Source organism: Clostridium sp. Marseille-P2415 (assembly GCF_900155545.1).
Lineage (GTDB): Bacteria > Bacillota > Clostridia > Lachnospirales > Lachnospiraceae > Lacrimispora.
Genome location: NZ_LT732526.1, coordinates 718,349 through 732,854, shown reverse-complemented (window position 1 = coordinate 732,854; position 14,506 = coordinate 718,349). Strand labels below are relative to the sequence as shown.

General features: G+C 43.3%; 17 protein-coding genes. 6 read left to right on the top strand and 11 right to left on the bottom strand.

Annotation, left to right across the window (positions count from 1 at the left end; genetic code table 11):
- Positions 1-40 precede the first annotated feature (40 nt).
- From BQ9856_RS08370 to BQ9856_RS08330, 9 genes are all read right to left on the bottom strand, one after another.
- Positions 41-1,348 (bottom strand): TRAP transporter large permease, encoded by a 1,308-nt coding sequence (locus BQ9856_RS08370; protein ID WP_077610616.1) that lies wholly within the window; start codon positions 1,346-1,348, stop codon positions 41-43.
- The gene (locus BQ9856_RS08365; RefSeq protein ID WP_077610615.1) at positions 1,345-1,848 is read right to left on the bottom strand and encodes a TRAP transporter small permease; all 504 of its coding nucleotides are present in this window, start codon (positions 1,846-1,848) and stop codon (positions 1,345-1,347) included. Before BQ9856_RS08365 ends, BQ9856_RS08370 begins: the two co-directional genes overlap by 4 nt.
- 1 nt (position 1,849) lies before the next feature.
- Positions 1,850-2,872 (bottom strand): TRAP transporter substrate-binding protein, encoded by a 1,023-nt coding sequence (locus BQ9856_RS08360; RefSeq protein WP_077610614.1) that lies wholly within the window; start codon positions 2,870-2,872, stop codon positions 1,850-1,852.
- A 223-nt stretch (positions 2,873-3,095) separates the two neighbouring features.
- A complete protein-coding gene (locus BQ9856_RS08355; RefSeq protein ID WP_077610613.1) occupies positions 3,096-3,893 on the bottom strand; it encodes a response regulator transcription factor in 798 nt (265 codons plus the stop codon).
- Positions 3,894-3,922: 29 nt separating this feature from the next.
- Positions 3,923-5,371, bottom strand: a complete 1,449-nt coding sequence (locus BQ9856_RS08350; RefSeq protein ID WP_077610612.1) for a sensor histidine kinase — start codon at positions 5,369-5,371, stop codon at positions 3,923-3,925.
- 369 nt (positions 5,372-5,740) lie between these two features.
- Positions 5,741-5,986 (bottom strand): hypothetical protein, encoded by a 246-nt coding sequence (locus BQ9856_RS08345; RefSeq protein ID WP_077610611.1) that lies wholly within the window; start codon positions 5,984-5,986, stop codon positions 5,741-5,743.
- Between the two features lie 107 nt (positions 5,987-6,093).
- Positions 6,094-7,767 (bottom strand): S8 family peptidase, encoded by a 1,674-nt coding sequence (locus BQ9856_RS08340; protein WP_077610610.1) that lies wholly within the window; start codon positions 7,765-7,767, stop codon positions 6,094-6,096.
- Between the two features lie 285 nt (positions 7,768-8,052).
- Positions 8,053-8,541 (bottom strand): large conductance mechanosensitive channel protein MscL, encoded by a 489-nt coding sequence (mscL, locus tag BQ9856_RS08335; RefSeq protein WP_077610609.1) that lies wholly within the window; start codon positions 8,539-8,541, stop codon positions 8,053-8,055.
- Positions 8,542-9,045: 504 nt separating this feature from the next.
- Positions 9,046-9,369 (bottom strand): hypothetical protein, encoded by a 324-nt coding sequence (locus BQ9856_RS08330; protein WP_077610608.1) that lies wholly within the window; start codon positions 9,367-9,369, stop codon positions 9,046-9,048.
- A 209-nt stretch (positions 9,370-9,578) separates the two neighbouring features.
- On the opposite strand from BQ9856_RS08330, the gene BQ9856_RS08325 reads away from it, so the two are divergent.
- Entirely contained in the window at positions 9,579-9,995 is a 417-nt protein-coding gene (locus BQ9856_RS08325) for a putative ABC transporter permease (protein ID WP_077610607.1), read from the top strand.
- Between the two features lie 32 nt (positions 9,996-10,027).
- Here the strand turns inward: BQ9856_RS08325 and BQ9856_RS25700 are convergent, their stop codons facing one another.
- The gene (locus BQ9856_RS25700; protein ID WP_077610606.1) at positions 10,028-10,150 is read right to left on the bottom strand and encodes a DUF4258 domain-containing protein; all 123 of its coding nucleotides are present in this window, start codon (positions 10,148-10,150) and stop codon (positions 10,028-10,030) included.
- 134 nt (positions 10,151-10,284) lie between these two features.
- Between BQ9856_RS25700 and BQ9856_RS24805 the strand changes: the two genes are divergently transcribed.
- Genes BQ9856_RS24805 through BQ9856_RS08310 form a run of 3 tightly spaced genes read left to right on the top strand, consistent with a single transcriptional unit; the run spans position 10,285 to position 10,905 of the window.
- Positions 10,285-10,437 (top strand): CPC_1213 family protein, encoded by a 153-nt coding sequence (locus BQ9856_RS24805; protein WP_200801280.1) that lies wholly within the window; start codon positions 10,285-10,287, stop codon positions 10,435-10,437.
- 9 nt (positions 10,438-10,446) lie between these two features.
- Positions 10,447-10,653 carry a cold-shock protein gene (locus BQ9856_RS08315; RefSeq protein WP_442855580.1) on the top strand — a complete coding sequence of 69 codons (207 nt, stop codon included), beginning with the start codon at positions 10,447-10,449 and terminating at the stop codon, positions 10,651-10,653.
- A gap of 24 nt (positions 10,654-10,677) precedes the next feature.
- Positions 10,678-10,905, top strand: coding sequence for a heavy metal transporter (locus tag BQ9856_RS08310; protein WP_077610605.1), 228 nt, complete (start codon positions 10,678-10,680; stop codon positions 10,903-10,905).
- A gap of 242 nt (positions 10,906-11,147) precedes the next feature.
- Here the strand turns inward: BQ9856_RS08310 and BQ9856_RS08305 are convergent, their stop codons facing one another.
- Positions 11,148-11,594, bottom strand: coding sequence for a hypothetical protein (locus tag BQ9856_RS08305; protein ID WP_077610604.1), 447 nt, complete (start codon positions 11,592-11,594; stop codon positions 11,148-11,150).
- 525 nt (positions 11,595-12,119) lie between these two features.
- Between BQ9856_RS08305 and BQ9856_RS08300 the strand changes: the two genes are divergently transcribed.
- Positions 12,120-13,337 carry a 6-phosphofructokinase gene (locus tag BQ9856_RS08300; protein WP_077610603.1) on the top strand — a complete coding sequence of 406 codons (1,218 nt, stop codon included), beginning with the start codon at positions 12,120-12,122 and terminating at the stop codon, positions 13,335-13,337.
- Positions 13,338-13,593: 256 nt separating this feature from the next.
- Positions 13,594-14,506: PAS domain-containing protein (locus BQ9856_RS08295; RefSeq protein ID WP_200801279.1), on the top strand; the 913-nt coding region annotated here is incomplete at its 3' end.

Sequence of the window (14,506 nt, the reverse complement as noted above, 5' to 3'; positions counted from 1 at the left end):
CGGATCACTGGCGGGACGGTCGGGCCCGGTTTCACTTTATTTATACATATCCTAACAGTCCCGGCAGCCATAAGGACAGAAACGGTACGTAGGATACCAGAAGCAGTACGATGAATATGGCTCCGAAATACAGGAACAGCGGTTTGATCACATTTTCGATCCTGGTCTGTCCGACCTTGACCCCGACAAACAGAGTCGTACCTACAGGAGGCGTAATGGTTCCAATGCACAGGTTAAAGATCATCATAACACCAAAATGTATGGTGTTCATGCCAAGTGTCTTACAAATCGGCAGGAAAATCGGCGTAAAGATCAGGCAGGCAGGCGTCATGTCCATAAACGTACCAACAAGAAGCAACAGGATGTTAATGATAAACAGGATCACATATTTATTACTGCTGATACCAAGCATTGCGTCGGATACCGCACTTGGGATGCCGGTAAATGCCATTACCCAGCTCATAATGCTGGACACGCCGATCAGAAAAATAATGATACCGGTCATCTGTGCACTTTCCAGAAACAGCTTCGGCAATTCGGACAGCTTAAGGGATTTATAGAAAAACAGGGATAAAACCAAGCTGTATACAACGGATACAACACTTCCTTCCGTTGCCGTAAAGATACCGCAGATAATTCCTCCAATTACAATTACGATCATAAGAAGGCAGGGAATCGCCTGTAAAAAGACCTTTAATTTTTCGCTGCCGGTAAAACGTTTGGTACTTTGATATCCCTTTTTCTTTGCCAGGAAATAAATAACGACCATACATGCCAGGCCCCAGAGGATACCCGGAATATAGCCTGCCATAAACAGGGCTGCCACGGAAGTTCCGCCGCTGACAAGGGAAAAGGTGATCATAACGTTGCTCGGCGGGATCAAAAGTCCGGTGGGCGCTGTTGCAATATTGGCTGCAGCGGAAAAATCCCTGTCATAGCCTTCCTCTTCCTCAATGGGCCCGATAATGGAACCCATGGCAGAAGCCGCTGCGGTTCCGGATCCGGAGATTGCTCCGAAAAGCATATTGGCAACTGCATTGGTATGTGCAAGGGCCCCCGGAATCCGGCCGGTGAACAGCTTTGCAAAATTAATCAGGCGGATTGCGATGCCGCCCTTATTCATAATATTTCCTGCCAGGATAAAGAACGGTATGGCAAGAAGACTGAACACTGAAATACCGGAAAAGATTCTCTGGGCACCTGTAAGCACTGCTGCCCCTGTGTTCAAAATCGGCAGGATCGCGCATATGGATGATACCGCAAGAGCGACGGCCACAGGTACGCCTGCAAGCAGCATGACCACCAGAAGCACAAAAATAATCAATCCGCACATCATGGATATACTCATACTTTTTCCTCCTCTCTCTTACTAAAATCCTTATGCAGCATGTCAACCGCATTCATAATGCTGAATACCATAATCAAGACACCTGTTACAGGTACAATCACATAAACATATCCCATTGGGATCCGTAAGGATGCAGTTGTCTGAATCATGGTCAGCTTTGTAATGGAGCTTCCGCCGTAAACCATGACAACACCTGCAAATACGAACGCCAGAAGCTCAATGGAAAACTCTAAGTATTTTTTTACGGAACCGGTGATCTTGTCCGCCAGGAACCCGATCCTCATATGATCTTTTTTCCCGAACACATAAGCGGATGCCAGCAGGGACATCCATGTGAAAGAATAAGTCAAAAGCTCCTCTGAAATGGTGCTGGGCCTGTTGAAAAAATACCTTGTAACGATCTGGTAGGTACCGATCAGTGTCATTGCTGCAAACAGAAAAATGATGACACTGCCTAAAAACTTCATGATCGCGTCTTTCACTTTATGCATCGCCGTCATATTACTCTCCTCCCTTTGCTTTCTCATTCTCTTCCTGAATGTGATTATAAAGATCTGCGATCTTGGGATTTTCTTTTAGCATCTTCTCATGAAGAGGCAGAACCTTCTGCTTGAACGGTTCTATATCCACATCAATGAATTCTACTCCCATATCCTCTGTGGCAGTCCTTTTGGCTTCCTCGATGCTCTTATCCCATTCAGCCATTTCCACCTGGGTCGAAAGCTCAGCCGCCTCCTCGAAAATCTGGTATTCTTCCGGACTTAAGCTGTTTAAAAACTTTAAGTTGGCTACCAGCATATCCGGTACCATCTGATGTTTATTGTAAGTATAGTATTTTGCAACTTCGCCGTGTTTGTTATTGGTTAAAGCAAGCTCATTATTTTCCGCCCCGTCAATCACTCCCTGCTGGATCGCAGTGTATACTTCGCCAAATCCCATGGGAGCGGCGGCCGCACCAAATGCATTGACCATGGAAACGCTGGCCGGACTCTGCTGGACCCTGATTTTCTTTCCCTTTAAATCATCCGGTGTACGGATCGGAGTCTTTGCATAGAAATTTCTTGTTCCCGCGTTATACCAGGTTACCACCCGGAACCCGGCTTCATCGGTAGACGAATAGATCTTCTGCATGTAATCCGTATCCTGCATAACGGACTTGTACACAGCTTCCGAATCAAACAGATAGGGCATGCTGAATATTTCATAAACACCTGCAAATGTCTCTAAATTGGCCGTACCGGCCACAACAAAATCAATTGCCCCTGTCTGTGTCAGCTCGATCGCCTTCTGAGCTGATCCAAGGATTTCATTGGGAAATATCTGTACCTCATACTTATCTCCCAGACGTTCCTCTACATATTGTTTAAATGCAAGAAGCCCCAAATGCTCCGGATGGGTCTCCGACTGTGCATGGGAAATGCGGATGATCCGTTTTCCCGAGGCCGCAGAGCCGCAGCCTGCAAGGCCTGCCGCTACGGCAGCTGCCAACAAGCCTACTGCCAGTTTTTTTATGAATTTCCTCATACTCTTCCTTTCCTTTCTTCCTGTTCCATTCATGCCCATCGTGACAAAAAAATAAGCCCCAGGGCTTTATAATCCAGATAGACATTAAGGTTTGGCGCCTTCCTTAACACTTTCTTAATTATATAACCTGAAGCTTGATTTTGTACCGTAAATGTTTGTCATCCAGGAAGAATATTTTGTCATTCCTGCAAACGCTTTCGCACATCTGCACAAAAAACAAATACTATTTTTGTGCAGATTGACTGTCCCTGTATTCCGATGGCAGCATACCGGTAATTCGTTTAAAGACCTTTGCAAAATAATTGGAATCAAAATACCCTACCTGTATGCTCACGTCTTTAACGCTGGTGTTCTTATTCATGAGGAGTTTCCGGGCCTCGTTAACCCGTACCTTGGTTAAGTAGGTGGTGAAATTCTGGTCAAAGCACTGTTTAAACAGCTTGCAGAAATATGCATCGGAATAGTGCAGAAGCCTCGCCGCATCCTGCATGGAGATTTCTTTCATATAGTTGTTCCTTATATATTCCCGAATGGTTTCGGCTACCTCTCTCCTGGCATCCCCCTCCATCTGCTCTTCCGGATCATGATCCGGATTGCCCTCCGGCATCCTGCTGCCAGCCATACTTTGCCCCTGTCCGCTTCCATGGCAATCTGCCAAACGCATGGCTTCTTCCATTACCGCAAGCAGTTCTTCTTCCTCGCAGGGCTTTAAAAGATAATCCAGCGCACGGATAACAATGGCTCTTTTTGCATAAGAAAATTCATCATATGCCGTAAGAAAAATGATTACACAATCAGGATCCAGCCTGCGGATCTGCTCTGCCGCCTCCACTCCGTTTAACTCCGGCATCGCAATATCCAAAATTACGATCTGGCTCCTCTCACGCTCAAATACCTCCAGGGCTTCCGCACCATTCACAGCCTCGCTGAGTATGATACTGTCTCCAAAGTGCCTGACCAGCCTTCTTGCCAGGGCCATACGTTCAATCTGCTCATCATCTGCCAGCAATATGCGATACATGTTCTGCCTCCTTGTGTATGAAAGTTCCATTATTCCGGTGTAAATGCCAGCTGGACTACGGTACCGCATTCCGGGCGGCTGTAAATAAATACCTCACCATCCTCGTACATCCCATGGACTCTCCGGTAAATATTTCCTACACCGATTCCTGTTTTCTTTTCGTCCCCAAGCCTTAAGGAGCTGCGGATTTCTTCCAGCTTCTGCCGGTCCATTCCATCGCCCGTATCGGCAACCGATATCCAGAGCCTTTTTTCCTTAAGCCAGGAACGGATATGGATTTTTCCGCCCCTGCTTCTGGAGGAAAGGCCGTGAATCACGGCATTTTCAACCAAGGGCTGCAGGCAAAAGGACGGAACCAGAACATCCATCGTATCCTGGCGGCAGTCCGTACTGCAGCGGAGCCTCTGTCCAAAACGCATCTGCTGGAGATACATATAATCCTGAACGACTTTTAATTCCCGTTCCAAAGGCATAACAGAGTCCGTGGATTTTAAATTGTACCGGAACAGACTGCTTAAGGCCGTAATCATTTTTTCCGTGGCTTTTGCATCCTCAATCTGAGCCGTACTGGCAATCATGTTCAGTGTATTAAAAAGGAAATGGGGATTGATCTGGTTCTTTAACATCTGAAGCCGTACTTCATCCAATTGCTTTTCCATCTCATGTTTTTCCGTTAAAGCGTTAATATACCCCCGGGTTGATGCCTTCATTCTGGAAAACGCCTGCACCAGGCGCGCTATTTCATCCCCGCCTTCCGCGCTGACATCTTTCCCTGAGAAATCATTTTCCCCTATCCGGACAGAATCCTCCGCCAGCTCCACCACAGGGCGTATAATGCTTCTGTTAACGGAACGGTTAAGCAGACTCACCAGACAGAGTGCGGCTGCTCCCCATATCATACTTGCAACCGGTACAATTACCAGAATATACCGATGCGATTCATATTTTTCATTCCCCATTTTGATCGTCATCTGCTCCAGCTGTCCGGCATAGGTAGTAAGATATCCCTGTACACGGTAAATGGTATAAAGCTGATCCGTATAATTTTCATCATCCTTCGGCAATAAAAGAAACCCATCCCGGTACCTGGAATAATTTTCGTACATGTTGCGGATGGACCACACCTTGGCGTATTGCTCCGGACCTGTCTTTTTGTAATCATAGGGCAGCTCCCGTATGGCTTTCTCTGTCTCCGCGCAGGCCTTTTCATATGCCTCACGGCTTATATCCGTTCCCTCCCTCACGAAAGCAGAAAACGCATTTTTTTCTCCTTCCATGGCAGACCAGTAAGCCAGGCTTTGTGCATTGCCTCTAAGTACGGAACTAAAGCCTCTCATCCCGAATCCGGCCACAAGAAAATTGGCGGCGATAGACAATATGACTACCGCCGCCGCACATACAGCAATGTACTTCACCTTTTCCTGCAAGGAAACAGACAGCCACATTCGATGCAGCTTTCCAGCTTTTTTCTCATTCATCCTGTTTTCCACCTTTATGAAGAACAGCCTCAGATATCCGGCGTTTTAAAACAGAGTATACCAGTTCTCGAAATACTTTTCAAGCACCTTTGTGCGTTCTCCTGCTTAAGTCCCTTTTGATATTTAGAAATCAGGCTTGCCAAAGAACAAAAAAATACCCTGGCTGTTACGCCTTTGTAACAGTCAGGGTATTAAAAAGGGGAGGATAAGTATTCACTTATCTTTGGTATAATCCTATTATGGCCCAAACCACATATTTTATACACATGATTCAAAAAATATTTTATTTTTATACCGTTCTCCCATAATATTTTTCCAATTTTTCATTAAGCCCTTTTAAATAAATCAGGTCAGGGGAAACAGACCGAATCAGGCCCCACGCTCTGCGCTGCTGTATTCCAGCACCATCTGCTTTACATCTTCAGCCGACATGCTGCATTCCTTTAACAGGTTTGACAGTTCTTTTAAATCTTCCTGTTCCAGTTCCTCTATCAGATCCTTCTCCTGGATTTCCAGAGTTTTCAAACATTCCTTATATTGCGCAATGGATGCCCTCACTTCTGCAAGCTTTTCCTCCAGCTTTTCCCTGTTTGTTTTTCTGACTCCTCTTGCCACTTTAACTTCTCCTTTTCTGCCTGGAAATGATTACGGTATGTCCCGCTTTTACCAATATATGCCGAATACAGAATTTTTATGCAGATGATAAGGAATTATTTGCCGCCTTAAATATACGTAAGCCGTTCAAACAGCATGTTTATCTCAATCTGACCGTAACCCCATATATTATTGGGATACACGTTGGCCGGGTTGCGCTGCGCACCGCGTATGAGCAGACGGTTGACATCATTCCCGGTAATTGTGGTGTAATTCCCCCTGGGGACAGCCCATTCAAAAACCATGGCAATGACACCGGCCGCCTGGGCTGCCGCGCATCCGCTACCGGTTATTGAACCGTATTGGCCTCCGGGAACTGCGCAGGTAAGCTGATACCCCGGCGCGGCAATATCCGGTTTAATACCGCCGGTCCTTGTATAGCCTCTTCCGGATTCCGGCAGGATACTGTCATTGAACTGATTATAAGCAGTAACTGTCAGAGGGTTTGTTGCGTTTCCCGGAGAAGTTATGGTGGTATCCGGATTCGGATTTAAAAAAAAGGTTTCTTCTGATATTAAATCCCCGGACGGCAGCCATGTATGAAAAGAAAAAGGTTCATTATCAAGATTCTGAACCCGCATCGTCCAGATTCCGGGAATAGTATCCTGAAAACGGATTAAAACGAGCTGATCTCCGGTTTCTTCCTCGAAAATATAGTTGTTAACCCAGACCACGCTTTCATTAAATACGAATGGAAATCTTCTGCACTCGCCAAGCGACGGAAAAACCTGCCCGGTGGTCTCCCTGTTTGGTGCAGTTACCTCTATAGAAAGCCTCGCAGGGGCAAATGGCCACAGCTCGACAGCAAACTGCTTATCATTATCTCCTACCCTGAATTCAATATCGTTGAAAAAAGGCTCTGCACTGGTACTGTTAAAATAATGTCTGCGCTTGTTTGCTTCATTTCCGGTAGTAATTGTAATTCCGGTCTGGGGCAGCTGGGCAAGATAGTTTGTGATGTAACTGGTCGCACCGCGTCCGTCATGGCTTGACTGGTTTGTTCCCATTGCTATACATATGGCAATGGGGCGGTTCAGCCTTTGAGCAACTGTTGTCACATAACTCAGCCCGATAATTAAATCGGATTCCTGATAGCATTCAATGTTTTCCGGAACAAAAAAGATCCTCTTCAGATTATTCTTTGCCGGCTTTAATTTTACGATTAACAGATCGGCTTCCGGAACAACGCCGCTAAAGTCCTGCTCCAAATTGGGTTTTCCTGCGGCCACACTTGCGATCGCTGTTCCGTGTCCATTGGTGTCAACGGAAGGAACAATGGACAAAGGATTTTCCGATTTCAGCGCAACATTAATATGTTCTCTGGTATATTCAGTACCATATGTAAATCCTTCCGGCGGCTGGCCTTCCTGCTGGGTCTGATCCCATAAGGACAGAATACGGGTCGTTCCGTCGTTATAGAGGAATGCCTCATGCTGATAATCAATTCCGGTATCAATAATCGCAACAATGACCCCGCGTCCAAACAGGGCCAGATAAGGATTCCTCTGCACCGTTCCGATTCCGGATTTTTCAAGGCTGACGGTAGAGCTAAGCGTCAATACAGATGGAAAAGCATTATAAGGAAACGTTCCTAAGGCACAGGGATCAAAAGAATCAACAGGGATATGTGCCAGAGAATGCCTCAAATCCATATTCGTTATATTATCTCCGGTATTATATGTTGGAATCATAACGTTACTGATGATAATATCATAATAATTTTCATCCAATATTTTTTGCATGAATAGGCCTCCCTGTCTATTACTAATGCACATATAATATATTTTATGCAGCAGAGCTCTTATTATTTCCAAAACCGGATGAAGGAGGGTGCAGCCCCAATTGCCTGTCATGCAGCGCACATATCGGTAACTCTGGGGCATTGAGTGATCACCGGAATCATAACGCCCCATACCCTTCGTATATGGGACCAGACTCAGCAGAAGGGATCCCCTCCTTATGGGTTTACCTTTGTGCCGCTGCAGTAAACGATTAAAACAGAAAGGTCTTTGGATATTGGCGCTTCCTTATTGTGCTGTTTTTTTCTGCGCATCCAACCGGCTTGTACAATATGGACAGCGAGTGGCGTTCACATTGATACGTTTAAAACAAAATTGGCATTCCTTTTCTTTCTGGGATTCCGGTACCGCTTTCTGCTTCTTGCCGCGCAGCGAATTAATTGCCTTTATCATCAGGAAAATAACAACGGCCATTATTAAAAAATTGATGACAGCTGTGATAAACGAACCATACGCAAATACCGGGCCGAGAGCCTGTGCCGCCTGCAGCGTTGAGACATCTGTACCTTGGGGAGCTTTGTACAGCAGCACGAACTTATTTGAAAAATCAACGCCTCCGGTAATGACTCCAATCAATGGGGAGATGACATCCCTTACCAGCGAATTAACAATGCCTTGAAATGCTGCGCCGATAATAACGCCAACAGCCAAATCCACCACATTTCCACGTAAAACAAATTCTTTAAACTCGGCTATGATCCCTTTTTTCTTTTCCATAAGCACCAGTCCTCTCAATATTTCATTTTCACATTCCGCATCTCATTGGTTGCATACATAACCAGATGATCGAAATATCCCTGTCTTTTATATGATGCATTGCCATTGGCGAAAATATGCAATTAATACTGCAAATCAGTCACCAGTTCCAGCTTTCAGCTCCAGAACTATAATCAGCTTCATATTGATAATATTTTAACATTCTGTGCCGGAAATGTCACAACAAAGAACATTTCCGCATGCTCTTTAATCCACTGTTGACAGCCATAAACCACAGGTAAATAAAATAAATTCCGAAGGACTTACAAAAATCGGGAAAAAATGCGCCCAGCAAAAACCAGGCGCATGTTGATACATTTTCAACCAATACCATATTACCATATTATTTGCGGGGATTATGGGAATGCTTTTAGAAGGTTGTTTTATAGCAAAACTGTATAAAATTATTATACGCAATATAAAGAAAAAGATATCTTTTAATATATTGATTTTAATAATTTTTTATTAGTAACGATCTCTGTCAAACAATCTTCTTAAAAATATAATTCTAAAGAGATCTCTCAGATCATGGTCACGAAAACGGCGGCGGCGGCGACGGCGGCGGTCTCTATCATCTCTGTCGCCAAAACCGCCAGGAAACTGCTGGGCCATATTCTCATCCATATTTTCTGCCTGTTCATATTTTTTCACAAGGCTATCAACCAAATTGTCCCAGTCACGAAGTGATTCTTCCCCTGTGATCTGGTTCATATCGACTGCGTAACTGACATCTTCAACTATCATCGAATATAATTCCGGATAGAGGATAGCAAATTCATTAATATCCATATGACACTCCTGTTCATTTTTTGATATAGTAATATATTATATGGTAAAGAAATATCAGAAGTTCAAATATATGAAAAAATTAACGGTCAAAATGCAAAAATTATCAAAAGATCGTTGTGTTCGGCTAAAGAATGTGCAAGAAAATTATGAATCAGATATACATAAAGCATATCTTATACAGAAAGTAACCGTAACGCGGGGCAAGGTCCATGAAAAAGTCAGCTAAATATGTATTTTTATTTGGGGTCGGAGGAGTTTTGTATAACCTGTTGGAAATTCTGTTCCGGGGATGGTCTCATTGGACCATGTTTATTTTAGGCGGTGTATGCTTTGTATGCATAGGACTGATTAATGAATTGATCCCCTGGTGCACACCGCTCTGGAAGCAGATGCTTATTGGCATGGCTATCATTACATACTTTGAGTTTATTACCGGTTGTGTGGTAAATATATGGCTTGGCTGGGATGTCTGGGATTACAGTAATCTTCCGGGCAATGTCCTGGGCCAGATTTGTCCACAGTTTTCCCTGCTCTGGTTCTGGATCAGCGCGCTCGGAATCATTCTTGATGATTGGCTGAGATACCGGCTATTCGGCGAAGACCGGCCGCATTACATTTTTTTGTAAGAATGGTGAAAAAATTACGATTAATGTGTTATTCATAAAAAGAGCCAGCAATTCGCCATGCATAATGCAATTTTAACATCTTCCCGTCTTATATCCCGTTCCTGCATCCGCTCCAGACAATGAGCCGACCACTTAATCTTTCTGGCTTCAAACATTTGAGGATAATACACTGGGAGGTTCTCAAGATGCTTCTTAAATTTCCTGGCTTAAACTGGAAACCAACCATAGAATGAAATTTTTATATGAATGGCATACTAAAAAATAGTTTTATAATAAAAGGAGACTAACTATGAGCAAAAATAATTCAAAAAAAAGTACAAGTAATCATAAAAAAGATGATGGTACTTTTCATTCAAAACATATTAAGCATAATCCACAAGCAGAAAGCGCTCGAGCCGTATTCGGATTAAAGGCTGATAATTCGAAAGATAAAGAACCTTAGACTCTATATATCATTAAAGTATCTCACATTCAGCCGATAAACAGGCAAGCAGGCTACGGCTTTATCTCAACCAACGAAGGACGGGTTGTTTTCGTACATCATTCACAAGTTAAGAAAAAAACTCATAAAAAAGATTTACACGAGGGCGAGCCTGTCAACTTTGACGTTAAAAAAGATGATAAAGGCTTATGTGCTTTAAATGTCCAAAAAATATAATTTAAACTGTAAAGGAGTTATCTTATGAACAAAATTCATTATAATATATCAGGCATACAGAATTCGGAAATTAAAACTCAGCTAAAAAATGCATTAGATAAAATAGAAGGAATTTCTATGGTCAATATTGATGTAGCAAGAGGTTCAATTGAAGTCGGATACAATCAATCAACCGACGAAAATTCAATTAAATCTTGTATCGAAAATGTTGGATGCAATATAAAGAGCCAATCTAGCGAATTCGAAGAATAGAGCCTATAAAAAAGGCTCTTAAATTAATGTGTAACACAAAAAACTTGACTTCAACCCTTGCAACAGATAAAGTGATTTTGTTCACAATTTATTTACTCATGCGTTTATCTTGATCCCTAATATTTGTGATTCATCTATTAGCTTTCACAAATTTTAGGGATAGCATAGTGGCACAGCAAAGAACATGGTGGACAGCACATAAGAGGGGCCAATAGGGTTACCCTACCGGCCTTATTTTAAGATTAATCATTTAAAAGTATCCAACCCGAAAACCTTCCGTAAGTTGAATTTAAATTTCTTACACCAAATGCGTACCGACCAGATTTTAATATATCAAAAAAAACGCCTGTCGAACCGCCTTCATTGATGCTGACCGTATATTCGTCAACTTGAGTATATACTCCTTTAGATTCTTTCCTATAAACTTCCAGCACTACATCAGAGTCCTGTTCAGCATTTACTTGAAAAGTTATATTGGAACCTCTGCGTAAATAATATCCTTCATCAGAATTGTCCCAAATTATCGTACCTCCGCCCCTTATTTTACGTTCCTCAAGTTCATAATCAGAACCGCTAGACGCTTTTGTTTGTACTTGAGTTTCCTTTACTGCGGCATTTGCATTGATCGCAGGAAGCAAAATAATTGATAAAACCAGCATTACTAAAATTATGGATTTCATTTTTTTCATAGTTATAATCGCCTTTCTAAAATTTATACAATAGTAACAAATTATAAAAATACCTCCTTTCTTTGGTGATACTAAAATTATATTATATGGTATTTGGAAAAATTACTACAGCTCCGTTTAATTGGTTTATTGATAAAAAACTAATGTTTATACTTCACAGTTTCTTCACAAGACGTACAAAATTTATTTACAACTTCTACAAACTTTTTTCATATCTTTCTCCTATAATAAAGACATAAACAAGAACAACTCCAAAACTTGTTTAAATAAAAGACTTTTTTTCATAACTCGCCGGTGAAATCCGTATTTCACCGGCTCCTCCCTTTTTAAAGGCCAAACGATTCTAAGATTTTCATAACATCCTTCATTTTCCATCCTTCCGAATCCCATAGAGCTTATCCGGTTATTCATGATTCATTTGCCATATAATGTCGAATTTTAGGGAATGACCGTTGCAAAGAAACCCGTTCTATTATAGAATAGGAAAAGTGCCACAGGCATACGTAAATTTGGAGGATACCATACATGAAGAAAAATGCAATCGTAGGACAGTCCGGCGGACCAACCGCCGTGATCAATGCAAGCCTTTACGGCGTCATTAAAGAAGGAATGGCTCACGAAGAAATCGGCCGGGTTTACGGCATGATTCATGGCATAGAAGGCTTCATGTCCAGCAATTATATGGATTTAACGGGTGATTTGACGGAAGATGAACTGGAACTTCTGAAATTAACACCTGCCGCCTATTTAGGCTCCTGCCGCTACAAACTTCCCGACGATCTATCTTCTCCTTTTTACCCGGCTCTGTTTGAAAAATTCCGGGCCATGGAGATTGGATATTTCTTTTACATTGGCGGTAATGATTCCATGGATACGGTAAGCAAGCTTTCCCGCTACGCCGCCCATCACGAAAGCAGCATCCGTTTCATTGGAGTTCCCAAAACCATTGACAATGACTTGATTCTTACGGATCATACCCCCGGATACGGCAGTGCTGCAAAATACGTCGCTGATACTGTCCGTGAAATCGTTCTGGACTCTTCTGTCTACCAGCAAAAGTCCGTCACCATCGTGGAACTGATGGGCCGTCATGCAGGCTGGCTCACCGCTGCCAGTGCGCTGGCCAGAAAGTTTGAGGGCGATAATCCCGTGCTTATCTACCTTCCTGAAACAGATTTTGATTTTGAACAATTCGCATTGGATGTAAAGGCTGCCCTTAACAAAAATAATTCTGTTATTATCTGTATTTCAGAAGGACTCTCTGATGCCCGGGGCAAATTCATATGCGAATACGCGGATGAAGTCCGTTTGGACACCTTTGGTCATAAAATGCTGACCGGAAGCGGAAAAATGCTGGAGAACTTTGTGCGCAGCCGCTTCGGCGTAAAGGTCCGTTCCATTGAGCTGAATGTAAACCAGCGCTGCAGCGGCATGCTGGCTTCTGCAACCGACATAGAAGAATCCGTACAGGCAGGTCAGGAAGGGGTAAAGGCCGCTCTGAATGGCATCAGCGGAATGATGATCGCCTTTCACCGCACAGGAAATTCCCCTTATGCCATGGAGTGTATCACTGTTGATGTCAACAAAGTATGCAATCAGGAAAAGCTGTTCCCGCCCGAATGGATCTGCAGCAATGGCACTGATGTAACCGCAGATTTCCTGGAATATGCCCTGCCACTGATCCATGGCGAGCTTCAAAGAAAGATGGAAAGCGGCAGACCTGTGTATCTGTACCGGAAATGATCCTGTTCCGCCAAACCTGCCAAAGCGGCGCAGCCCAGTTTCTTATCTTGCTGTGCCGCTTTTATTTACGCTAAAATCTCTGAACCTCTCTTCCCCCTCAATGCTTCAATCAAATATCCGCATCCGCTAATATCCATCTATTTTACAAATGTTTACTATATTTATTTCTTTTTACGCATTTTTTGACAGCATGCTTCATATATTCATAATAAGGCCTATTTCTATTTTCATAAGCACTTATGGGAGAAAGTGAACAATGAACCAAGAATCTTTTTTAGATCGCATTCCCTGCGGCATACTGAAGCTTAAAATCGATGAAAGCTTTACCATTCTTTATTCCAATCAGGCTATAAAAACACGGTTCCAGGTGCCTGCTTCTCTTAAGGACATGGTATATGGACCAGAATATCCGGGGCTGTCAACAGAAATACGCAGCCATCTGGCAGACCGGGCGGACAGCTTTGAATTGGAATTCAAAGCAAATATGCAAAAAAATTGCATCTGGTGCTCCATACAACTGAATTATATCCCTGAGGAGGAAACATTGTACTGTGCGGTCTCCGATATCACATGTATGAAAAACTGTCAGGAAAACTTACGGATCCGGGAAGAACAATACCGGCTGGCCAGCCAGCATTCCGGCTGCCTTGTAAGCATCTACGACATCCCTTCCAGAACCCTTTCCCCCTCGCCTGAATTTTCCAGAACCTTCCCCTTCCCCTATACTCTGCCGCTCTCCCCCGAATTTCTCATTGAAAACGGCATCGTACACAGGGAAAGCGTTGTCGATTTTCTGAATTTTTACCAGGCCATGGAGCAGGGTGTCCCTGAGGGAAAATGCATCACACGCCTAAAAACAGGCTCAGGAGATTACTGCTGGTTCTCCACTCATTACTCTCTGGTGTGTACTGAAGATCAGAAGCCTCTCAGGGGGATCATATCCTACCAGGATATTACGGACCAGTATGAAAAAGAGCTGGCCTATCAAAGGTGGATGGAGTACATGCGCGAACAGAAAAAAGACTGCATCGGCTATTATGAATATAATTTGAAATTTGACTTGTTTGAAGAAATCATCGGGGAAATGACCCAGACCATGCCGGAATATGCGGTGAATTCCTTTTCCGACATCATGAGCTACATTGCAGAACACCACATTTTTGAAGAAG